This is a genomic window from Cryobacterium luteum, from assembly GCF_900110125.1.
In the GTDB taxonomy this organism is placed as follows: Bacteria; Actinomycetota; Actinomycetes; order Actinomycetales; family Microbacteriaceae; genus Cryobacterium; species Cryobacterium luteum.
In genome coordinates, this window is record NZ_FOCN01000001.1 from 203,670 (window position 1) to 224,226 (window position 20,557).

A 20,557-nucleotide genomic window follows, 5' to 3' on the forward strand; every position below is an offset into this window, starting at 1 on the left:
TATGACATCTACTCCCCCGGCCGTGCAGGTGCGCGATCTGCAGAAATCGTACGGCAGCGTCGAGGCGGTGCGCGGCGTGAGTTTCTCCATTGCCGCCGGCGAGACCTTTGCCCTGCTTGGCCCGAACGGCGCGGGCAAGAGCACGACCATCGAGATTCTCGAGGGGTACCGCGACCGTACCGGCGGGGAGGTGAGCGTGCTCGGCGTGGATCCACACCACGGTGACCTCGCGTGGAAGGCCCGCCTCGGCATAGTGCTGCAGACCAGCGGTGAGAGCGGCAACATCACGGTGACCGAGCAGCTGCGCCATTTCGCCGGGTTCTATCCCAACCCCCGCGACGTCGACGAGGTTATCGACGCAGCCGGCCTGCGCGACAAGGCCAAATCGCGCATCAGCAAGCTCTCCGGCGGGCAGCGTCGACGAGTGGATGTCGCGCTCGGCATCATCGGACGCCCCGAATTGTTGTTTCTGGACGAACCGACAACCGGGTTCGACCCCGAGGCCCGGCATCAGTTCTGGGATCTCATCCGCTCTCTCAAGAAGGAAGGCACGACCATTCTGCTGACCACGCATTACCTCGACGAGGCCGCCCACCTCGGCGACCGGGCCGGCATCATCGCCGGGGGGCGGCTCATCGACATTGGCTCGATCGACGAAATCGGTGGAGCGGATGCCCGCGTACCGCTGGTGCGCTGGCGTGACGGCAACGGATTGGTGCGGGAAGAACGCACGAGCCACCCCGCGCGGATCGTCGCAGACCTCACCCGGAGCCTGAACGGTGCCGAACCGGAGGAACTCGAGGTGATCCGGCCAAGCCTTGAAGACGTCTACCTAGCGCTCGTGCGCGGCAATCAAGCTGAGGCTGTACGGAACGAAGGGGCGACATCCGCGGCAACAAACGTACTCACCGGCACGGACGTGCGAGCATGAGTTCCACGATTTCGGGCACTCGCCCCCGGAGGAAGGCCCCGAGTACGCTCGTTCTTGGCCTATCGCGCATCGGCTACGAAACCAGGCTGTACTTTCGCTCGCCCGACACGCTGTTCTTCACGTTCTTCTTTCCGTTCATCATGCTCGGCATCTTCACCGCCGCGTTCAGCGCCTCGGGCAATATCGGCGGTGGCGCCGACGGCACCGGTGGAGTCAGCGTGGGCGCGTACTATCTGCCGGGAATGCTGGCCGCTGGCATGTTGCTCTCCGGCGTGCAAAACCTTGCCGTGGACATCGCCGGAGAAAAGAGCGACGGCACCCTCAAACGTCTCGGCGGTACCCCGCTGTCACCGCTGAGCTATTTTCTCGGCAAAATCGGGCAGGTGTTCGTCACCGCGATTCTGCAAGCCAGCCTGCTGTTGCTCGTGGCGCGGTTCGTGCTCGACATTTCGCTTCCGACCGAGCCCGAGAAATGGGCTACGTTCGCGTGGGTGTTCGTGTTCGGTGTGATCACGAGTGCGTTCCTCGGTATCGCGCTCGCATCCGTGCCGCGGTCGGGCAAGAGTGCCACAGCCGTTGTCATTCCGGTGGTGCTCGTGCTGCAGTTCATCTCGGGGGTCTATCTGCAATTCACGGCGCTGCCCGAATGGATGCAGAACCTGGCCGGCGTCTTTCCGCTCAAGTGGATGGCGCAGGGCATGCGTTCGGTCTTTCTGCCCGATAGCTTCGCGGTCGCCGAACAGACCGGATCGTGGGACCTGGTGTGGGTAGCCGGCGCCCTCGGCGCCTGGCTCGTGGTCGGCCTCGTACTCAGCCGGGTGACTTTTCGCTGGATTCGCCGCGACGCGTGAGCGCCCCGCTGCCGACGGCCCCGGCCCGGTGAGGGGTCGCAGATCGACCCACCTCAACCCTGGAAGGGTCGATTTTCGCCCCCTCACGGTGCAAGCTTGCTTTGGCAAGGCAACAGCTCGATTCGCCCGCAAGCAACGGATCTCCGACTGACGGGTCGCATATCGACCTAAAACGACCTACTCAAGGTCGATTTGCGCCCCCTCACGGCACAAGTGGTGTCTTCCTGTGGAGAACTCGCCCGGTATCCGCCAGATCCGGTCATGGTAACTTCATGCCACGTCGACTGCCGCTACCGCCCGCACTTCAGGGCGGGGCGTTCACAACCCGCTTCGCCCAAGAGCATGGTGTCACTGAGGGACGGCTGCGAAGCGGAGAGCTTGCCCGGCCGTTTCACGGCATCCGGTCAACGGTTGCAGTCACCACTATCCCGAATCTCGCCCGCTCTTTCCAATTACGGATGCCCGCTGCCGCGTTTTTCTGTGGAATCACGGCAGCATGCATCATTGGCTTGCCACTTCCCCTGCGTTTGCAAGAGCTGCCGGTGCTCCATGTCGGCGTTCCAGCTCCCCAGCGCGCACTCCGCTCAGCCGGAACGGTCGGCCACAAACTGCAACTCAACCACGGCGATCTTCTGCACCGGGACGGGCTGCGAATAACGGCTGTCGCCCGCACGTGGTGCGACCTCGTCACCGTGCTCGACCTTGAAGACCTTGTCGCCGCCGGGGATTACATCATCCACACGCGGCGTCCGCTCGCCTCGCAGCATGAACTCAAAGAAGCCGTCAGGATATACCGGGTCGGCGCACTACCGCGCGCCTGATTGAAGCGGTGGCTCTGCTCAACGACTGCGCCGAATCGGCGCCGGAGTCGATTATTCGAGTCACGATCGTTCGGGCCGGCATCATCGGACTTGTGGCAAATCACCCGATTTGGAACGTGCGCGGCCAGCTCATTGCACGGGCTGACCTGTGTTTCCCGGCTCATCGGGTGATTTTCGAATACCAGGGCGACTATCATCGCGCAGAGCCTGGCCGCTGGAGGAAGGACCGCACGCGGATCGCTCGACTGGCGGCCGCCGGGTGGCACGTGATCGAAATCGCCGCAGACGAGCTCCGCGACCGCACAACCCTTGTGGAACTCATCAGAGACGCATTAGAGCTGTACCCGCCAGTGTTCGCGTGAGGGGTCGCAGATCGACCCATTTCAACCCTGAAAGCGTCGATTTGCGCCCCCTCGTACGCGTTATTTGAACGGAAGGGGTGAGGGCTAGAGCAGCTTACGCTCGAGCGCCCAGGCGGTCAGTTCGTGCCGCGAAGACAGCTGCAGCTTGCGCAGCACGGCCGACACGTGGGTTTCGACGGTCTTGGCCGCGATGAACAGGGTGCTCGCGACCTCCTTGTAGCTGTAGCCGCGAGCGATGAGGCGCATCACCTCGGTTTCGCGGGCGGAGAGCCGGTCGAGTTCCTCGGTCGTCTCGGCGGTTTCGCCGGCGACGGCGCCGAAGGCGTCGAGCACGAACCCCGCCAGACGCGGTGAGAACACGGCGTCGCCGTCGGCTACCCGGCGGGCGGCCTCTGACACCTCGGCGCCGGAAGAGCTCTTGGTGATATAGCCGCGGGCGCCGGCCCGAATGACGCTCACCACGTCGTCGGCGGCGTCGGAGACACTGAGCGCCAGGAACAAGGTGTGCGGAGCACGCGACGCTGCCTCACGAATGACCTCCGCGCCGCCCCCGCCCCGCCCTCCGGGCAGGTGCACGTCGAGCAGCACGACGCGCGGCTGCAGGTCGATTACCGAAAGGATGGCGGCGTCGACCGTGGCAGCCTCACCGAGCACGGTGAGATCGGCGTCGAGTTCAGCGCGCAGCCCGGAGCGAAAGATGGAGTGATCGTCGACGATCAGCACACGCAGGCCAGCGGATGCCGCGGACGGCACGGCGGCAGGCACCGCGGCGGCACGGGTACTGTCGCCCCGGCCGCCCGGTTCGGGGATGGTCATCGTATGCTCGTTTCGGTGTGCTGCGCAATGGTCGCTGCGCGGGTCGTGGGTACCGGGGCTGCGGGGGGCGCTGCAGGACCCAGATCGACGTTTGCTGCGGCTGGGAGGGTCAGCAGAATTTCGGTGCCGGCCCCGCCCGGACCGGGTCGAACGTAGGCCGAACCGCCGGCCCGGTGCATGCGCCCGAGGATGGACTCGCGCACGCCGAGGCGGTCTGCGGGAATCTGGTCGAGCCGAAAGCCCGGGCCTCGATCGGTCACGCTCAGTTCAATGCCGCGGGCGCCGGTTTCGAGGTAGACCGAGACCGCACCGCCGGCATGCCGTGCGGCGTTGAGCATGGCCTCGCGGGCGGCAGCGACGAGCGATTCTGGGGCATCCGCTTTGCCCGGGGTCGAGTCCGGGCTGGCCGTCGAGCCCACGCCAACACCCGCGCCGACCGTGACGACCTCGAAGTGCACCGCAAAGTCTTCTTCGATCTCACCGGCGATGCGGCGCAGCGCGGCGGCCAGGTCGGTGGCCGGTTCGGTGCTGCCGCCCCGGGTTCCGGTGAACAGCCATTCGCGCAGCTCGCGCTCCTGAGCACGAGCGAGCCGGGCGGCCTCGCTGTGCGGCCCGGCCTTCTGCTGGATGAGCGCGAGGGTCTGCAGCACCGAATCGTGCAGGTGCGCGGCGATGTCGGCCCGTTCGGCCTCCCGGGCGCGGGCTGCCCGTTCGTCGGCGAGGTCGCTCCACAGCCGCAGCAGCCACGGCGCGGTCACCACGGCGACACCGAGCAGAACGGATGCCGCCGCCAGAATGACCGTCCACGCGTTCGGGCTGGTGCCGGTCACGAAAAACAGCAGAATGCCGATGGCCACCAGCACGAGCGCGCCCAGGATTCGAACGAGCAACGCCGAGGATTGCTGCGCCGCACCGCTGCGAATATCGGCGAACTGGCGCCAGGCGAGCGCGGTTCCGGCCAGCACGACAATGGCGGGCACTACAACGGCGAGCGGAATATCGGCACCGAGGCGGCTCGCCACGAGGGCGCCACCGGCCGCCAGCAGGGCGAGCCCGAGCAAAATCTCGGTGACGGGCGCAGCTCGCGCCGAGTCGGCATCCGCTCGGAGCGACGGTGCTGCAGGCTGGCCGATCAGGTCGGGATCGGCCGACCGGGCAGCGGGCGCGAGGGGCGCTTGGGAGGGGCCGGCGAACGATTCCTTCGACCGGCCCAGGCTCGACTTGGGCAGCGGGTCGCTCGTTGCCCCGCCCGACGGAATCGTCACCCACAGCCAGGCATACAGCAGCGCGCCGAAGCCGCCGCAGAAGCTCAACAGCACGGTGACCAGGCGCACCGTGGGCAGCGAGACACCGGTGTGCTCGGCGAACCCAGCACACACCCCGCCGACGAGGCGAAGCCGGGGCCGGGTCATCCGTGCTGTTCTCACGAGTTCATCCAAGCACGCCCAGCCTGCAGCCGAGGTGTCCCCGGTCATCAATCAGGGTTCAATCAGGGTCATCCCCCATGGCAGCGCTCTCAACGCGCTGCCAGACTCTGATCATGACCGACACACCGAGGGCCCAAGCACCTCATCAACCGCCCCGACCAGACCAAATCGCGCGCTTCTTCGACTGGATCCGCGGCAGCGGCGTGAACCGTGACGGCGACCGCTGGATCGCCGGCGTCTGCGGCGGCATCGCAGCCCGCACCGGGCTCGACCCGCTCATCGTGCGCGGCATCGTCGTCGTGATCGCCATCCTCGGCGGTCCCGTCGTCTTCGCGTACGCCGTGGGCTGGGCGCTCCTGCCGCGCGGCGGCGGCCGCATCTACGCCGAAGAGGCCATTCGCGGTCGCTTCGAGCCAGCCATGATCGCGATCGGCGCGCTTCTCCTGTTCACCGTCGTGCCGATGTTCCGTGGACTCTGGTGGAACGGCCCGACCGGGTTCTGGGCCCTCCCCGACTGGCTCTCCACCATGCTTTCGGTCGGTTGGGGCCTGGCTTTGGCGGCCGGCAGCGTCTGGCTGGTCGTCTATTTGGTGCGCCGCGCGAAGAAACCTCGCTCGGCACCCGGTGCTGGCGCCGGAGCAGGCGCAAGCGGAGGATTCGGCCCCTTCGCTCCCCCGGTCGGCCCGTTCGGTCCCGGCAGTGTCTACGACCCGCGACCATTTGCCGGCCCCCCGCAGACGGATGCCCCCACCACGCCACTCGAGACCTCCGCGTCGAGCGCCCCACCGGCCGACTCAGCAGAAGACCCAGCAGTCGACCCAGCGACGACGACCGGAAGCACCACCGGAAGCAGCACCGACAGTACGAGGGAGACCGCCCCAACCCTGGCGTTCGCCGCCGCTCGTACGACCACGACCACCCCACAGACCGCCACTCAGGCCACCCCCCAGGCCGACCCCACAACCTATCCGCCCACCAACCCCTACGCGGCGTACGCGCAGAACTCGGCCAGGGACATCCGCTCTGAGCAGAACAGGGCCTGGCAGGAACAGAACCGGGCCCGCCAGGCAGCCCACCGTGCCCGGATTCGGGCTCGCCGCCCCGGGGCCGGCTTCAGCGCGATCGTGCTCGGCCTGGCCCTGGCCACCGGCGCCGTGGCAGCCGGAGTGAATTCGAACGGCGTCTGGTCGCAGGATGCCATCATTCTCGGTGTAGCGTTCGCCCTCGGAGTGCTCGCACTCGGCATCGTCGTCGCCGGTATCCGCGGACGCACCGACGGCGCCATGGGCGGGTTCGCCTTTCTGGCCGCGGCCACTCTCGTCGTGCTCGGTGTGTTCCCCCAAGGCACGCAATTCTCGGTTGTCGGCAATACCGTCTGGTCACCGAGCGCGAATTCGGCCGCGGCTGACCCTGCCTCCAGCTACGCCATGATCGTGGGGAATACAACTCTCGACCTGAGCGATTTCGACAACCCCGGGCTGAACGAAGACCGCGTCATCGACGTTTGGCTCCTCGTCGGCGCCACCGACATCCAGCTGCCGGCCAATGCTCCGGTACGCGTCGAATCGCGCGCGCTGGTCGGCGGTGTCGAGTACTCGGGACGCGCTGTGGCGGCCGAAAACGGCGAGCAGACCGGCGTGTTCTCTTTCGACCAGCGCGCCTTCAACGCGAACAGCCGCAGCGACGGTCCGCTCGTGCGCATCTGGACCCTCACCGGCGTCGTTACGCTCGATTCCTCCAACAACTAGGACCCCTCATGACCACACCACAGAACACCACCGGCTCCGACGCCCCCACCGAGGACTTCTCCGCGAGCCGCCGGGGCAGCGACGCAACTCCCACGAAGAATGTGTCGGCGCCCGCATCGGCGAATCCGACCCTGCCGTATCCGGAATCGGCTTTTCTGGCCGAAGAGCACGACGTCACGAAGAACTTCTTCGCCCCGAACACCGACAAGCCGACCACCGCCGAAATCACTGCCGCCGCCCCACCGCGGCTGCGCCCCCGCTTCGGCACGATTCTCTGGGGGATCCTGTTGCTCGCCTTCGCCACCTACATGGTGGTGTTCACCCTGCTGCCGGTACCACCGGATCCCACGCTCTGGCTGCTCGGTGGGGTGATCGCGGTCGGGCTCGGGCTTGTCGTGGCCGGCATTGCTGCCGCAGCCCGACGCGCCGACTGAAGCGCCTTCACGGTGCCGAGGTGTGAACGAAGGCGCCATTTTCGCGAGAAATGGGCTCAAACTCACACCTCGGCGGCACCGGCACTCGTGGGCTAGAGCGTCAGCCCCACCAGCACGGGCTCCGGCTGCAGGTTCACCCCGAACTCGGCCTGCACCCGGCCGAGCACGTACCGCGCCAGCTCGGCCACCTCGGCCGCGGTCGCCCCGCCCGTGTTGGTCAGGGCGAGGGTGTGCTTGCTCGACACGGCCGCCCTCGACCCGGGCAGCCGAAATCCGCGACGGACCCCGGCCTGCTCGATCAGCCACGCCGCGCTGAGCTTGACCAGGCGCACCGGCTCCTCACCGGGAACGGGCCCGACCCCCATATATTCCTCCAGGGGAATCACCCGGTCAGCCGGCTCGTTCTCAAGCGGCCAGCGCGGGGCGTCCGCTGGCAGCGAGCGAGCAAAGGTCTCGGTGACGATCGGGTTGGTGAAGAACGAACCGGCGCTGAACGTGTCGGGATCGTTCGGGTCGAGCACCATCCCCTTGCCGGCCCGCAGGCCGAGCACGGTCGCGCGCACGACCGGCAGCGGCACGCGGTCGCCGAGCTGCACGCCGAGCGCACCGGCGAGCTGGGCGTACTTGAGCGGCTGGCCAAGGGGGCTCCCCAAGACGGATGCCTCCGCCGCGGTGTCATGCAGCTCCAGTTCGATGGCGAGCACGACCCCGCGCAGGCCCTGCTTGAGCGCCGAAGTGCGGTAGCCGAGGTCGAGGTCGGCGCGTTCAAGCCGTTCCACTTCGCCGCTCTCGTAGGAGAGAAAATCGACCGCGACGAGACTGTCGGAGAGTTCCTGGCCGTAGGCACCGATGTTCTGCACCGGCGCCGCGCCGCACGATCCCGGAATACCCGACAGCGCTTCGATGCCGGCCCAGCCGTGATCGACGGTGTACGCGACGAGTTCGTCCCACGGTTCGCCGGCCTGCACGCGCAGGCGAACCCGGGCTCCCGGTTCAATGCCGGCGGTGGGGGCGGCATCCGCTTCGCTGCCGGTGTCGCGGCCGACAGTGAGCACCTCGAGACCCCGGGTCACCACCTGAATGACGATGCCGTCGAAACCCTCGTCGGCGACGACGGTGTTGGAGCCGCCGCCCAGCAGCAACCAGTTCTCTTCCAGGCCCCAGACCACGAGAGTCTCGTTGATGAGGTCCTGTTCGGTGACCGGCGCTACCCGGGCGGCGGGCGGCCCGCCGACGCGAAAGGTGGTGAGGGTGCTGAGATCAACCGGTTCGATCATGGGTCAGGCCAGGTTGACGCGCGCCTGCGCCTTGCCGAGAACGGTAGCGCCGTTGAACATGACCGTCAGGTCGATGCGAGCTATGCCAGCTTCCAGGTCGAGTGCGCCCACCTTGGCGACCACAGACACCGTGGCGCCATCCGCGGCATCGACGAAGACGGGGCGGGTGAAACGCACCTGGTAGTCGACCACCCGCGCCGGGTCGCCGGCCCAGTCAACGACGGGCTGCACGGCCAGGCCCATGGTGAGCATGCCGTGGGCGAGCACACCCGGCAGTCCCACCGACTGAGCGACATCGTCGCGGTAGTGAATGGGGTTGAAATCACCGGATGCCCCGGCGTAGCGCACGAGGGAATCGCGGGTCAGGGAGAAACTCGCCTCGGCGACAACGCTGCCCACCGTGAGCTCGGTCACTGATCTGATGGGTGAGGCGGGGGTCATTCGTCTCCCCTGACGACGAGGGTGGAGATGGCGGTCACGACGTGGGCGCCGGCGGCGTCGACGATCGTGGACTCCGCGGTCACCATCGCGTGGCCACCGAGGGTCTTGATACTCGTCACCGCGAGCGTCGCGGTGAGTACGTCGCCGGCCACGATGGGGCGGGAGTAGCTGAAGCGCTGGTCGCCGTGCACGACGCGGGTGAAGTCGATGCCGGCGCCCGGTTCGGCGAGCAGCTGGGCCAGCGTAGCCTCCTGCACGACCACGGCGAAGGTGGGCGGGGCGACGACGTCGTTGTGGCCGGCTGCGCGGGCCGCTTCGGGATCGTGGTTGATCGGGTTGGTCGCGAACACGGCGCGGGAGAATTCGCGCACCTTTTCACGGCCGACAAGATACGGTGCGACCGGCGGAAAGACCCGCCCCTGCAACTCTGGGTTCACTGACACCCGTCGAGTCTACTAAGAGTGGTTCCCGACACTGTCAGGAACAGACCGCGACAGGGCGCACACTGGTAACCGTGAAATGTGTATCCGTGCGCCTCGGTGACCCCGAGGTCGCCCCTCTTCTGCTCGACCTGCACCACGAATACGAGACCCGCTACGGCGATGGCGATTCCGTGCACGACGTTGACGGTGCCGAGTTCGATCCACCATTCGGCGGCTTTCTCGTACTCGTCGACGGCGACACGACGGTCGCCGGCGGCGGCCTGCACCAATTCAGTGCCACGACCGCCGAGGTCAAACGCATGTGGACCAACCCGGATTACCGCCGCCAGGGCCACGCGAAAACAATTCTGCGCGAACTCGAGCACCTCGCCCGCAGCCTCGGCTACGAGCGGTTGCGCCTGGAAACCGGCTACGCCCAGCCCGAAGCACTCGCCCTGTATCGCAGTCTCGGCTTCACCGAGATCGGCAACTACGGCATCTACGAGCACGCCTCCGGCTTTGAGCTGGACCTCACGCGTTAACCAGCGGACGCCCGCCCACTGCCGTGGCGGGCATCCGCTTGAACAGTGTTACGCGGTCGGGATGACCAGTCCGCCCCAGGTGTCGGTCATGTACTGTTGGGTTTCGGCCGAGAGCAGCAGTTCGAGCAGCTTGACCACGCGAGGGTCGTTCTGAAGCTCCGGCGTCGTGGCGAGCACGTTCGAGTAGGGGCTGTCGGTGCCTTCGATCAGGATCGCGTCGTCGGCACTCAATCCGGCTGGCAGCGCGAAGGAGATCGTGACGAAGGCGGCGTCGACATCGGCGACGGCCTGCGGCAGGGTGGCATTCTCGATCTCAACGAACTCGAAGTCGCGCGGGTTGGCGGTCACGTCGGCGAGCGTGGTCGGCGAATCGGCCACCTCGATGAGCCCTTCGGCGGCGAGCATCTCGAGAGCGCGTCCTTCGTTCGACGGGTCGTTCGGGATCGCGATGCGAGCGCCGTCTTCGAGGTCGTCGACGCTGGTCACCGTGTCGCTGTAGAACGCGGCGCTCGGCAGGTAGATCGCGCCGAGGCTGACCAGGTCGCCGCCGGTGGAGCTGTTGAAGGTGTCGAGGAACGTGGCGTGCTGAAACAGGTTCGCATCGATCGAACCGTCGGTGAGGGCCACGTTCGGCGTGGTGTAGTCGGTGAAGTCCTTGTAGACGATCTCGAGACCGGCGTCGGCGGCAAGGTTGTCTTGCACGAACTTGATGATGTCCCCGGCCGGCGTCGCGAGCGCACCGACGTTGATCGTGCCGAGGGTCGCGGCGTCGCCCTCGGTGGCGGTGGGCTCGGCGGCGGCGCAGGCCGACAGGGTCAGCAGCGCGGATGCGGCGAGGTAGACGCCGGCGAGGCGGCCGGCACGGGTGGTGAGCTTCAAGGTGTCTCTTTTCGTGTTGGACGAATTAGATGGCAGTGGGAACGGCGGCGCGGCTTCGGGCCGGCCGGGCGCGGTGGGAGAAACGACGAGCCAGCCACGTTGCGAGCCCCTGCAGCATCATGACGATGATGAAGATGAGAATGATGACGGCGACCATGTGGATGGTGCTGTAGCGCTGGTAGCCGTACTGGATGGCGACCTGGCCCAGCCCGCCGCCGGCGACCGTTCCGACCATGGCGGAGAAGTTGATGATCGAGGTCACCGTGGTGGACAGACCCAGGATCAGGGGCGACAGCGACTCCGGTACGAGCACCTTGGCGACGATCTGCCAGCGGGTCGCCCCGAGCGACTCGGCCGCTTCCACGAGGCCGGAATCGACCTCCTTGATGGCGATCTCAACCATGCGGGCGAAAAACGGGATGGCCACGACGGCGAGCGGCACGATGGCGGCGGTCGACCCGATGAAGGTTCCGATTACCAGCCTGGTGAAGGGAATCAAGGCCACCATCAGAATGATGAACGGCACCGAACGGCCGAGGTTGACGACGAATTCAAGCACCCGGTTGACGACCCGGCCGAGCGGCCGCGACCCGAATGGGGCCTCGAACAGTCCCCCGCGTTCGGTGCCGACCAGCAGGATGCCGAGCGGCAGTCCCACCAGAACGGTGACCAGCACGGCGACACCGACCATATACAGGGTCTCGCCGGTGCCAACGAGGAGCACCTGGAACAGTCCAGGCCAAAAGCCGGGAGCGGTGGGGTCGATCATGCGTGAGCTCCTTGCACGACGGCGCCGTCGCCGACGATCTCCACGAGCAGTCCCTGTCCGCGCAGGTCATTGATCGGGGCGGCGTTGAAGAGCGGTGTGCCCGGCAACTCGAGGCGGGTGCGCCCGGCCTGGTTGCCGCCAATGGTCTCGACGGCGGCGCCGAGGATGCTCACGTCGAGGCCGTAGCTGCGGGCCAGCTGGGCGATCACCGGTCGGTCGGCCGAGCCGCCGCTGAAGGTGATCTCGATCACGGTGTTGCCGGGGTGCGGGGCGATCTCGCCGAGCGGGAACAGCTCGTGGGCCAGTCGGGAGCCCGGCGTCGAGATGAGTGACACGATCGAACCCTGCTCGAGGATGCGACCATTCTCGAGCATGGCGGCCGAGTCGCAGACCCGTTTGACGACATCCATTTCGTGCGTGATGAGCAGCACGGTGAGGCCAAGCTGCACGTTGATCGTTTTCACGAGGTCGAGGATGGAGCGCGTGGTCTCCGGGTCGAGGGCGCTGGTGGCCTCGTCGGAGAGCAGAATACGCGGGTTGCCGGCGAGCGCCCGAGCTATGCCGACGCGCTGCTTCTGCCCGCCGGAGAGTTCGGCTGGATACGCGCCGGCCTTGTCGGCGAGTCCGACCAGGTCGAGAATCTCGAGTGAGCGCCTGCGGCGTTCGGCGCCGCCGACCCCGGCAATTTCCAGGCCCAGCTCAACGTTGCCCTGGGCCGTGCGCCCGGCGAGCAGGTTGAAGTGTTGAAACACCATGCCGATCTTGCGGCGGGCCAGGCGCAACTGGTCGGGCGAGAGCCGGGTGAGCTCCTCGCCGTCGACCGTGACCGTGCCGCTGTTGGGGCGTTCCAGCAGGTTGATCGCACGGATGAGGGTGCTCTTGCCGGCTCCGCTCTGGCCGATCACACCGAAGATCTCGCCGCGGGCCACCTCGAGGCTGACATCGTCGAGGGCGGTCGTGGCGGCGGCGCCCGACCCGAAGGTTTTGAAGACGTGTTTGACGGAGATCACTGGGCACCCGGCCTGGTTGAGGCACGGTACCCATTTACCGCAACGGCTCCAGTTTGTCGACCGACGGACGGCCCGCCAAATCCCGCACGCCTCTGTTGCGTCGTATTACCCCGGGTCGCCAGAGCGCAGAAAGTGCCCGTTTGGCCCGCTCAATCGGGCATTTTCTGCGCTCTCGCGGGCGGGAGAGGGGTGCGGGGAGGTAGCGTTAGAGGGCTATGCAAAACAAATTGATTCCGCACCCCGACCTTCCGATTGACCTGCCGACCGAGGAACGCATTCGCGCCGCCGTCGCGCACTACGGCGAGAACGTCGTCATCGACAATTCCGTGGCGTTGCTGCGTGCCAAGAACGCCGGTAAAGACTTTCTGCTCTATGCCGGCGGACGCCACGCGCTCGGCATTCTCGAGGGTGCTCCCGCGCTGTACTGGCCCGAGCTGTGGGGCGCCCGCGCCCTGCTGCACGTCTGGGGCGAACAGGCCGCGCCGTACATCGTCGTCGGCCTGAACAATCAGGCCTGGCGGGTGCGCGAGATGTGCGCCAAGGTCGTGCTGCTGCGCGGCCTGCAGGTTGTGCCCAAGCTCGTGCGCCTCACCACCGACGAGCACCCCCGCGTACGAAGCGCCGCGCTGCATGCCCTCGCCGATCAAGGCACCGAAGCCAATATCGCCACGATCGAGGTGCGCCTGCGCGACTCCGACAAGGAGGTGCGCCGCGCCGCCCAGCAGGCTCGCGACTCCATCCGTTCACGCCTGAAGCTGATCGACGCGGCGGCCGAGCCCGAGGCGTAACCTGCCGCGGGCATCCGCTCGCTACGGCCGCCGGAGCAGCGCGCCCTCGTGCCGGCAGGTGGCGGCGGCGGCGAGCATGGCGTCGGCCAACAGTGCCTGCCAGGCGGCGGAATCCTGCGGCACCCCGTCCTTCACGATCGTGCGAACGGATGCCGCCAGCGTCGCGTCCCCGGCACCCATCGTGTCGATGACCGGACCGTCGAGCTGCGCGATCGGCACGCTGATCAGCCCCGTGTTCGCGAACGCGACCGAGGCTCCCAAACGTCCGGCGGTCGCCAGCACGGTGTGGGCGCCGGCGTCGACGAGCCGTTCCCTCAGCTCATCAAGCGTGCTGTCGTAGAGCAGGTCGGCGTCTTCATCGCCGACCTTGACGAGCAGGCTGCGCGCGGCGAGCGCTTCAAAATTACGCACGAACCGCGGCCCGTCGTGCAGCATGCCGGCTCGCGGGTTGGGGTCGATAACCAGTCGCCGCTCCGGGTCGGTGACGCAGGCGGCGAAGGCTTCGGTTTGCGCGGTGTCGTCGAACGGAAAGCAGCTCACGACGACGAGCTCGGCGGTGCCCAGCGCAGCGCGCTCATTCGTGCCGAACTCGATGCGGCGCGCCTTTGCAGCGTCGTTGAAGAAGTAGCGCGGCTCGCCCTCAGTGCGGTCGGACACCGCCCGCGACGACCCGAGCGGGCCGACGGTCGCGATGAGCTCGACGCCGTACTGGTCGAGGAAAGCGCGCAGCACCGCGCCGTCGGCGTCATCACCGACCATCGCGATCAGGGCCGTCGGCACTCCGAGCACAGCCAGGCCGACGGCCACGTTCAAGGCGGCGCCACCGGGGAATTCCCGGCTCTCGGCCGAGTCACGCAGCACGTCGATCAGGGCATCACCGACCACGACGATGCGGGCGGGAACAGTGAGTTCAGGCATGGGGTCCAATCTCTCCGGAGCCGCGAGCGATGAGCTCGGTCGGCACGACATAGGAATGCGTCGGGGTGCGATCACCGTCGAGGCGCGCCAGCAGCCGCTCGGCCGCGAGCTCGCCGATTCGCTGCGGGTTCTGGGCGATGACGGTGATACCGGGGGTGAGCAGGTCGGCGAGGGAAATATCGTCGAACCCGACCAGAGCCACTCGGTTCTGCAGGGCGCGGGCACGCAGCGCGGTGATAGCGCCGATGGTGACGAGGTTCTGGCTGGTGAACAACGCCGTCGGCGGGTCGGTCGAGTCGAGCAGGGCCAGCACGGCCCGATTCGCTGCGACTTCGTCGTGCAGATCGACGACGACTGGGATGTCGCGGGTGGCAACGCCCGCTCGTCCCAGTTCCTCGAGAAACCCACGACGACGTTCGCGGGCCGTCTGGATGGAATCGAGGTCACCCAGATAGGCAATCCGGCGGTGGCCGTGTTCGAGCAGGTGGCGGGTGGCGAGGGCGGAACCGGCTGCGTTGTCGCTGACGACGGCATCCGCTTCGATGCCGGCCGGCTCGCGGTCGATGAAGACCAGCGGGGTTCCGCGGCGCAGCTCCGGGGCCAGATAGGCCTGACTTTTCGTGACCGTGGTCAGGATCAGACCGTCGACGCGCCGCTGCAGGAACGCTGAGACCAGGCCCTGTTCGCGGTCGGGATCGTCGTCGAGGCTCGAGGCGAACACCGCGATGCCGCGTGCACTTGCGGCCTCTTCGACGGCACGGTGCAGCGTTCCGTAGAACGGGTTGGCGACGCTGCCGACGAGCAGGCCGAGCGTCTTGGTGCGCCCATCGGCACGGCGCAGGTTGCCGGCGTGCAGGTCGGGTTGATAGTCGAGACTGTCCGCAGCCTGCTTCACCTTGGCGATCATGGCCGACGACACGTTGGGCTCACCGTTGATGACTCGAGACACCGTCTTAGTGCCGACGCCGGCCAAGGCGGCGACCTGGCGCATGGTTGGGCGAGCGCGCGGCGCACCCCCGGGGCTACCAGCCGACATCGTTGTCACGATTAATCTCCAACTTGATTAAGTGCCTTGACTCTATAGCAAATGTGGTCTAAAAATATCACTGACATCGTTGTCAGGGAGTTTGTCTCCCGTCTAATCAGAGGAGATTCACCGATGAATCGCACCACACACAGCATGGGCTCACGGCGTTTCATCGCCGCGGCTTCCGTCGCCACCCTGGCTACGCTCGGCTTCGCCGGCTGTTCCAGCGGCGGGGCCTCCGATGGCGCCAGCGACGGCGGCAGCAGCAACGAGATCGGCGTTTCGCTGATCGTCAAAACCACCAGCAACCCCTTCTTCATCGCCATGCAGGAAGGCGCCCAGACCGCCGCCGACGACCTCGGTATCACGCTCACCCTCGCCGCCGGCAAGGAAGACGGCGACGAAGACACCCAAATCTAGGCCATCGAGAACTCCATCTCCAAGGGCGACAAGGGCATCCTGATCACCGTCAACGGCCCGGGCGTTGAAGACGCCCTGGTCAAGGCGCGCGACGCCGGACTCTTCGTCATTGCCCTGGACACCCCGCCCACCAACCCCGACGCCGTTGACATCACCTTCGCCACCGACAATTTTGCGGCCGGCCAGGAGATCGGCAAGTGGGCCGCAGCCAAGCTCGATGGCGACAAGGCCACGATCGCGCTGCTCGACCTGTTCGATGACAAGATCGTCTCGGTCGACTACAACCGCGACCAGGGCTTTCTTGACGGCATGGGTATCGACACCGTCGACGTGGAGAAGAACGGCGACGAAGAGAAAACCGGCAGCTACAGCGGCGGCGACTATGAGATCGTCGGCAGCGAAGCCACCACGGGCGCTGAAGACGGCGGCCGCACCGGTGCCGAGAACCTGCTCAGCCAGAACCCCGACATCAACGTGGTCTACACGATCAACGAACCGGCCGCCTACGGTGCATACCAGGCCTTCAAGGCCGCCGGCAAGACCGACATGATCATCGTCTCCGTCGACGGCGGCTGCGAAGGCGTCAGCCAGGTGAAGGACGGCTTCATCGGGGCGACCGCCCAGCAGTACCCGGTCAAGATGGCGGAACTCGGTGTGCAGGCGATCTTCGACCTCGTTGACTCGGGCACGACGCCCGAGGTGACCGCGGGCCTCGACTTCTTCGACACCGGTGTCGCCCTCGTCACCGACGATTCGCAGCCCGGGGTCGAGTCGATCGACACCACAGCCGCCGCAGAGATCTGCTGGGGCTAAAACCCCACGCGCGGGATGCCCGGCTCACGGGCATCCCGCGCATTCCTGCTCCTACCCTCGACCACTGGAGGTCGCTCGTGAGTCAGTCCACCCAACAGGTACCGGCAACCACCGGGCCGCATGATCTGGCCGAGGAATTCCTCGACCGCACTACACCGCTCAGCCGCCTGCGCAACGTCATGCATCGTTACCCGGCGCTCAGTCCGGCCATCGTGCTGATCCTGGCCATCATCGTTTTCGGCCTGCTCAACGAGCGGTTTCTCAACCCGGCCAACCTGTCGCTGATCACCCAGCAGGTGGCCGTGGTCGGCACCCTGGCCATAGCCCAGACCCTCATCATCCTCACGGCCGGCATCGACCTCTCGGTTGGCGCGGTGATGGTGCTCGCCATGATGGTCACCGCCCAGATCACCATCGAGACCGGCATGCCCGCCATTCTCGGTCTGCTGCTCGGTCTCCTGGTCGGCCTCGCCGCTGGAGCCTTCAACGGATTCCTGGTGACCAAGCTGCGGCTCCCCCCGTTCATCGTCACCCTGGGTACCCTCAACATCTTTCTGGCCCTCACCCTGCTCTACACCGCCGGCGCCACGGTGCGCGGCGGCGAGATGCCCGATTTGCTGACCTGGTCCGGCACGACCTTCAACATCGGCGGTGTCAATTTCACCACCGGTGTGCTCATGATGCTCGTGCTCTACTTCGCGATCGCCTTCATTCTGAACAACACCTCCTGGGGTCGCCACGTTTACGCGGTCGGCGACGATAAGGAGGCCGCCCGCCTCGCCGGAATCCGGGTCAACCGGGTGCTCATGAGCGTTTACCTCGCTGCAGGCGCGATTCTTGCCATCGGCGCCTGGATTCAGATCGGCCGCAGCAATGCTGCCTCCCCCAACGCCAGCGGTGAACTCAACCTCGACTCGATCACCGCCGTCGTCATCGGCGGAACCAGCCTGTTCGGTGGCCGCGGCACGGTCTGGGGAACCCTGCTCGGCGCCCTCATCGTCGGCGTCTTCCGCAACGGTCTTTCCCTGGCCGGCCTCGACGTGCTGTGGCAAACCTTCGCAGTCGGCGTGCTCATCATCGTGGCCGTCTCGGTCGACCAGTGGATTCGAAAGGTACGCAAATGACCCTCACAGCGGATGCCGCCGCCACGCCGGCCGCAGAAACTCGCCAGCCCATCCTGCAGGCGAAAAACCTCGTGAAAACGTACGGGCGAGTCGTGGGCCTCGACGGGGTGAGCCTCAGCCTCTACCCGGGAGAAGTCCTGGCCATCATCGGGGACAACGGCGCCGGCAAATCCACGCTCATCAAATGCCTGACCGGAGCGGAGCTCGCCGACGAGGGCGAGATTCTGCTCGACGGTAGGCCGGTGCACTTCAAGAGGCCGCAGGACGCCCACCTGGCGGGTATCGAAACCGTGTACCAGACCCTCGCGGTGTCGCCGGCCCGGGACGTGGCCAGCAACCTGTTTCTCGGCCGCGAGGAACGCCGAAAGGGCATTCTCGGCTCGGTCTTTCGCATGGTCGACAAGAAGGGCATGCGCAAGAAGGCACGCCAACAACTCGCCGATCTTGGCATCACCACCCTGCAGGACGTCACGGTGCCGGTGGAGAACCTCTCCGGCGGGCAGCGCCAGGCCGTGGCTGTGGCCCGCGCGGCCGCATTCGGGTCGAAGGTCGTCGTGCTCGACGAACCCACCGCAGCTCTCGGTGTGCGCGAGTCGAACCAGGTGCTGCAGCTCGTGAAAAATCTGCGCGACCGCGGCATCCCGGTCATCCTGATCAGCCACAACATGCCGCACGTGTTCGAGGTCGCCGACCGCATCCATATTCAACGGCTGGGCAAGTGTGCGACCACGATCACCCCGCAGTCGCACAGCATGACCGACGCGGTCGCGATCATGACCGGGGCACGCAAAGCATGACCGGGCCGGTGATCGCCCTGTACGCCGAGTTCACGGCGCTTCCCGGGCACGAGAAGGAAGTTTCCCGCCTGCTGCAGGGCCTCACGATTCACGTGCGCCAGGAGGCAGGCTGCATTCGCTTCGACCCGCACCGGCTCGGCAGCGACCCGGCGGCCTTCTTTGTCTATGAGGAGTACCGCGACCCTGCCGCGTTCGACGCCCACCGCGCCGCCGCCTACGGTGCAGCGTTCAACCTGGCACTCGCACCACTCGTCGAGGGCGACGGTTCGACGCTCACTTTTCTGGCCCCCCTGATCTGAGCCGGGCCCCGACCAGGCGGGGTCCGGTACAGCAGTTCACGGGTACAGAAACAGCCGGCACGAGGAGTCCATTCTCCTTGTGCCGGCTGCTCTGCGGCCCTGCAGCGTTAGACGCTCTTGCGTCCTGACATCGACCGCATCAGGAACATGATCACCGCGATGATCGCGAGCACGATACCGACCCAGAGCAGAAATTGAAGCGACTGCACCAGCCCTCCGGTAATGAGCAGCACCACCGCAACAACGGCCACAATGATGAGTAACGGATTCATAGTCCGACCTTTCATGTCATGCGCGGGAAGATCCCGATTGCAGCGATAGTACCCCCCAATCGAGGGTCGCAAGCGGATGCCGCAGGGCATCCGCTTGCGTGTCGCGGTGGCTGCTCATTCGCCTCCGTACGGATGCCGGGCGTTACGATTGAGCGATCCATTCGCTCGGGCGGAGTGCTCGCGTTCCCGCCTGCTACCCGACCTGGAGCCCGATGCGACACTTCACCCTCACCCAGTTGCGGTATTTCGCCGTCGTGGCCGAACTGGAGAGCATGACGCAGGCGGCGGCTCGGCTGTTGGTGAGCCAGTCCGCCGTCTCCACCGCGATGGCGGAGTTGGAGCGCACCCTCGGCGCCCAGCTGTTTCTACGTAACCCCTCGACCGGGCTCAAACTCACGCCGACCGGTCGCCGGTTCGCGCTCGACCTGAAGGGCTTTCTCGACCACGCTGATTCCCTGTTCGAGTCGGCCTACGGTGCCGCCGAGACCCTGACCGGCGAGCTGACCGTCGGCGTGTTCTCCCCGCTGGCCTCTTTTCGACTGCCGGCCATTCTCAAGGCATTCGAGGCCACCCATCCCGGAGTCGACGTGACCTTTCTCGAAGCCGACCTCGCCTCCCTGCAGACCGCGCTGCGCGAGGGACGCTGTGACCTCGCCCTCATGTATGGCCACGGCCTCGGCAGTGGATTCTCGAGCCAGGTGCTCGAGCGGGTTCCGCCGCACGTCATCGTTCCCGAAGGACACCGAGCCGCGAACACGCCCGGCCAGGAGATCGCCCTGAAAGACCTGGCCGGCGAACCGCTCATTCTGCTCGATCTGCCGCACAGCCGGGAATATTACGAGAGCCTGTTCGCGCTCGCCGGGGTGGCGCCCAACGTGCGTCACCGGTTCGCCGGCTATGAAACAGTGCGCTCCTTCGTGGCCCAGGGCCACGGTTATGCGCTGCTCAACCAGCGGGTCTACAACGATGTGCCCTACTCCGGTGGCCGGGTGGTGCCGCTGCGGTTGACCGACGAATTTCCGCCGAGCGAGGTGATGCTCGTGCGGCTCGAGAGCACCCTGCCCACCCGACGCGCCCTGGCCTTCGACGAGATCTGCCGCCGGCTGTATGGCGCGACCCGGCCATAACCCATCACCAAAACCGATGCGGTCGGCCATGAGAATCAATTGGACAAGGGTCTTTCGACGCGCGCAAGCTTGACCACAATCGGTCGCACACTCCCGGCGCGGCTCGTCTGCGACCGGGATCGGGACCGCTGTGATCAAGGAGGATCAGTGTTCGAGCAGACAATTAATGTGTCGCCCCGGTTACACACCAGCGGATGCCCCGCAATATGACCGACATACGGCCCCCGCAGAGTTCACCGGCC

General features: G+C 66.6%; 23 protein-coding genes and 1 pseudogene. 13 read left to right on the forward strand and 11 right to left on the reverse strand.

From position 1 onward, the window contains the following. Position 1: 1 nt before the first annotated feature. The 4 genes from BMW72_RS00935 to BMW72_RS00950 all read left to right on the forward strand — a co-directional run bounded on the left by BMW72_RS00935 (position 2) and on the right by BMW72_RS00950 (position 2,965). Positions 2-931 (forward strand): ABC transporter ATP-binding protein, encoded by a 930-nt coding sequence (locus BMW72_RS00935; RefSeq protein ID WP_092106335.1) that lies wholly within the window; start codon positions 2-4, stop codon positions 929-931. After that, entirely contained in the window at positions 928-1,782 is an 855-nt protein-coding gene (locus BMW72_RS00940; protein WP_092106337.1) for an ABC transporter permease, read from the forward strand. Before BMW72_RS00935 ends, BMW72_RS00940 begins: the two co-directional genes overlap by 4 nt. A 509-nt stretch (positions 1,783-2,291) precedes the next feature. Next, entirely contained in the window at positions 2,292-2,603 is a 312-nt protein-coding gene (locus BMW72_RS00945; RefSeq protein WP_134450400.1) for a hypothetical protein, read from the forward strand. An 8-nt stretch (positions 2,604-2,611) separates the two neighbouring features. Next, a complete protein-coding gene (locus tag BMW72_RS00950; RefSeq protein ID WP_092106341.1) occupies positions 2,612-2,965 on the forward strand; it encodes a DUF559 domain-containing protein in 354 nt (117 codons plus the stop codon). Positions 2,966-3,049: 84 nt separating this feature from the next. Here the strand turns inward: BMW72_RS00950 and BMW72_RS00955 are convergent, their stop codons facing one another. Together BMW72_RS00955 and BMW72_RS00960 are read right to left on the reverse strand one after the other, a co-directional pair. Next, complete coding sequence (locus BMW72_RS00955) at positions 3,050-3,781, reverse strand: LuxR C-terminal-related transcriptional regulator (protein WP_092106343.1); 732 nt, start codon at positions 3,779-3,781, stop codon at positions 3,050-3,052. Then, positions 3,778-5,208: an ATP-binding protein gene (locus BMW72_RS00960; protein ID WP_092106345.1), complete on the reverse strand. Its 1,431-nt coding sequence runs from the start codon at positions 5,206-5,208 to the stop codon at positions 3,778-3,780. The genes BMW72_RS00955 and BMW72_RS00960 overlap by 4 nt, the downstream gene beginning before the upstream one ends. 113 nt (positions 5,209-5,321) lie before the next feature. Between BMW72_RS00960 and BMW72_RS00965 the strand changes: the two genes are divergently transcribed. Then, positions 5,322-6,956, forward strand: coding sequence for a PspC domain-containing protein (locus BMW72_RS00965; protein ID WP_166787761.1), 1,635 nt, complete (start codon positions 5,322-5,324; stop codon positions 6,954-6,956). Between the two features lie 8 nt (positions 6,957-6,964). Next, entirely contained in the window at positions 6,965-7,390 is a 426-nt protein-coding gene (locus BMW72_RS00970; protein ID WP_092106349.1) for a hypothetical protein, read from the forward strand. A gap of 92 nt (positions 7,391-7,482) precedes the next feature. On the opposite strand, the gene BMW72_RS00975 is transcribed toward BMW72_RS00970, so the two are convergent. From BMW72_RS00975 to BMW72_RS00985, 3 genes are read right to left on the reverse strand one after another with little or no spacing between them, the layout of a single operon-like run. Next, positions 7,483-8,667 carry a UDP-N-acetylmuramate dehydrogenase gene (locus BMW72_RS00975; protein WP_092106351.1) on the reverse strand — a complete coding sequence of 395 codons (1,185 nt, stop codon included), beginning with the start codon at positions 8,665-8,667 and terminating at the stop codon, positions 7,483-7,485. 3 nt (positions 8,668-8,670) lie between these two features. Further along, a complete protein-coding gene (locus tag BMW72_RS00980) occupies positions 8,671-9,108 on the reverse strand; it encodes a MaoC family dehydratase (RefSeq protein ID WP_092106353.1) in 438 nt (145 codons plus the stop codon). Then, a complete protein-coding gene (locus BMW72_RS00985; protein WP_092106356.1) occupies positions 9,105-9,551 on the reverse strand; it encodes an FAS1-like dehydratase domain-containing protein in 447 nt (148 codons plus the stop codon). The genes BMW72_RS00980 and BMW72_RS00985 overlap by 4 nt, the downstream gene beginning before the upstream one ends. A gap of 71 nt (positions 9,552-9,622) precedes the next feature. Between BMW72_RS00985 and BMW72_RS00990 the strand changes: the two genes are divergently transcribed. Beyond that, positions 9,623-10,072 (forward strand): GNAT family N-acetyltransferase, encoded by a 450-nt coding sequence (locus BMW72_RS00990; RefSeq protein WP_166787762.1) that lies wholly within the window; start codon positions 9,623-9,625, stop codon positions 10,070-10,072. Between the two features lie 48 nt (positions 10,073-10,120). On the opposite strand, the gene BMW72_RS00995 is transcribed toward BMW72_RS00990, so the two are convergent. Genes BMW72_RS00995 through BMW72_RS01005 form a run of 3 tightly spaced genes read right to left on the reverse strand, consistent with a single transcriptional unit; the run spans position 10,121 to position 12,730 of the window. Then, the gene (locus BMW72_RS00995) at positions 10,121-10,951 is read right to left on the reverse strand and encodes a MetQ/NlpA family ABC transporter substrate-binding protein (RefSeq protein WP_092106358.1); all 831 of its coding nucleotides are present in this window, start codon (positions 10,949-10,951) and stop codon (positions 10,121-10,123) included. 25 nt (positions 10,952-10,976) lie between these two features. After that, positions 10,977-11,720 carry a methionine ABC transporter permease gene (locus tag BMW72_RS01000; RefSeq protein WP_092106361.1) on the reverse strand — a complete coding sequence of 248 codons (744 nt, stop codon included), beginning with the start codon at positions 11,718-11,720 and terminating at the stop codon, positions 10,977-10,979. Then, positions 11,717-12,730, reverse strand: a complete 1,014-nt coding sequence (locus BMW72_RS01005) for a methionine ABC transporter ATP-binding protein (protein ID WP_092106363.1) — start codon at positions 12,728-12,730, stop codon at positions 11,717-11,719. Before BMW72_RS01005 ends, BMW72_RS01000 begins: the two co-directional genes overlap by 4 nt. A 215-nt stretch (positions 12,731-12,945) precedes the next feature. Between BMW72_RS01005 and BMW72_RS01010 the strand changes: the two genes are divergently transcribed. Beyond that, positions 12,946-13,518, forward strand: a complete 573-nt coding sequence (locus BMW72_RS01010) for a HEAT repeat domain-containing protein (RefSeq protein WP_092106365.1) — start codon at positions 12,946-12,948, stop codon at positions 13,516-13,518. 21 nt (positions 13,519-13,539) lie between these two features. Here the strand turns inward: BMW72_RS01010 and BMW72_RS01015 are convergent, their stop codons facing one another. Next, on the reverse strand, positions 13,540-14,436 hold the full coding sequence (locus tag BMW72_RS01015) for a carbohydrate kinase family protein (protein WP_092106368.1): 897 nt from the start codon (positions 14,434-14,436) through the stop codon (positions 13,540-13,542). Beyond that, complete coding sequence (locus BMW72_RS01020) at positions 14,429-15,427, reverse strand: LacI family DNA-binding transcriptional regulator (protein WP_092106370.1); 999 nt, start codon at positions 15,425-15,427, stop codon at positions 14,429-14,431. Before BMW72_RS01020 ends, BMW72_RS01015 begins: the two co-directional genes overlap by 8 nt. A 168-nt stretch (positions 15,428-15,595) precedes the next feature. On the opposite strand from BMW72_RS01020, the pseudogene BMW72_RS01025 reads away from it, so the two are divergent. The 4 genes and pseudogenes from BMW72_RS01025 (at position 15,596) to BMW72_RS01040 (ending at position 18,916) form a co-directional block, all read left to right on the forward strand. Continuing rightward, positions 15,596-16,696, forward strand: a pseudogene (locus tag BMW72_RS01025) (substrate-binding domain-containing protein). Between the two features lie 77 nt (positions 16,697-16,773). Beyond that, a complete protein-coding gene (locus tag BMW72_RS01030; protein WP_241983969.1) occupies positions 16,774-17,820 on the forward strand; it encodes an ABC transporter permease in 1,047 nt (348 codons plus the stop codon). Then, entirely contained in the window at positions 17,817-18,617 is an 801-nt protein-coding gene (locus BMW72_RS01035; RefSeq protein ID WP_092106372.1) for an ATP-binding cassette domain-containing protein, read from the forward strand. The genes BMW72_RS01030 and BMW72_RS01035 overlap by 4 nt, the downstream gene beginning before the upstream one ends. After that, a complete protein-coding gene (locus tag BMW72_RS01040; protein WP_092106374.1) occupies positions 18,614-18,916 on the forward strand; it encodes a putative quinol monooxygenase in 303 nt (100 codons plus the stop codon). The genes BMW72_RS01035 and BMW72_RS01040 overlap by 4 nt, the downstream gene beginning before the upstream one ends. Before the next feature lie 107 nt (positions 18,917-19,023). Here BMW72_RS01040 and BMW72_RS18590 read toward each other — a convergent pair whose 3' ends face one another. After that, positions 19,024-19,188, reverse strand: a complete 165-nt coding sequence (locus BMW72_RS18590) for a hypothetical protein (RefSeq protein WP_166787763.1) — start codon at positions 19,186-19,188, stop codon at positions 19,024-19,026. Positions 19,189-19,400: 212 nt separating this feature from the next. Between BMW72_RS18590 and BMW72_RS01045 the strand changes: the two genes are divergently transcribed. Then, positions 19,401-20,315, forward strand: a complete 915-nt coding sequence (locus tag BMW72_RS01045) for a LysR family transcriptional regulator (protein WP_092106376.1) — start codon at positions 19,401-19,403, stop codon at positions 20,313-20,315. Positions 20,316-20,557: the final 242 nt, after the last annotated feature.

Coding starts and splice junctions, on each gene's coding strand:
- BMW72_RS00940 (WP_092106337.1), top strand. CDS start 928: ATGAGTTCCACGATTTCGGGCACTCGCCCCCGGAGGAAGGCCCCGAGT.
- BMW72_RS01045 (WP_092106376.1), top strand. CDS start 19,401: ATGCGACACTTCACCCTCACCCAGTTGCGGTATTTCGCCGTCGTGGCC.
- BMW72_RS01015 (WP_092106368.1), bottom strand. CDS start 14,436: ATGCCTGAACTCACTGTTCCCGCCCGCATCGTCGTGGTCGGTGATGCC.
- BMW72_RS00975 (WP_092106351.1), bottom strand. CDS start 8,667: ATGATCGAACCGGTTGATCTCAGCACCCTCACCACCTTTCGCGTCGGC.
- BMW72_RS00980 (WP_092106353.1), bottom strand. CDS start 9,108: ATGACCCCCGCCTCACCCATCAGATCAGTGACCGAGCTCACGGTGGGC.
- BMW72_RS00965 (WP_166787761.1), top strand. CDS start 5,322: ATGACCGACACACCGAGGGCCCAAGCACCTCATCAACCGCCCCGACCA.
- BMW72_RS00935 (WP_092106335.1), top strand. CDS start 2: ATGACATCTACTCCCCCGGCCGTGCAGGTGCGCGATCTGCAGAAATCG.
- BMW72_RS01020 (WP_092106370.1), bottom strand. CDS start 15,427: ATGCGCCAGGTCGCCGCCTTGGCCGGCGTCGGCACTAAGACGGTGTCT.
- BMW72_RS01000 (WP_092106361.1), bottom strand. CDS start 11,720: ATGATCGACCCCACCGCTCCCGGCTTTTGGCCTGGACTGTTCCAGGTG.
- BMW72_RS01040 (WP_092106374.1), top strand. CDS start 18,614: ATGACCGGGCCGGTGATCGCCCTGTACGCCGAGTTCACGGCGCTTCCC.
- BMW72_RS00970 (WP_092106349.1), top strand. CDS start 6,965: ATGACCACACCACAGAACACCACCGGCTCCGACGCCCCCACCGAGGAC.
- BMW72_RS00955 (WP_092106343.1), bottom strand. CDS start 3,781: ATGACCATCCCCGAACCGGGCGGCCGGGGCGACAGTACCCGTGCCGCC.
- BMW72_RS01035 (WP_092106372.1), top strand. CDS start 17,817: ATGACCCTCACAGCGGATGCCGCCGCCACGCCGGCCGCAGAAACTCGC.
- BMW72_RS01010 (WP_092106365.1), top strand. CDS start 12,946: ATGCAAAACAAATTGATTCCGCACCCCGACCTTCCGATTGACCTGCCG.
- BMW72_RS18590 (WP_166787763.1), bottom strand. CDS start 19,188: ATGAATCCGTTACTCATCATTGTGGCCGTTGTTGCGGTGGTGCTGCTC.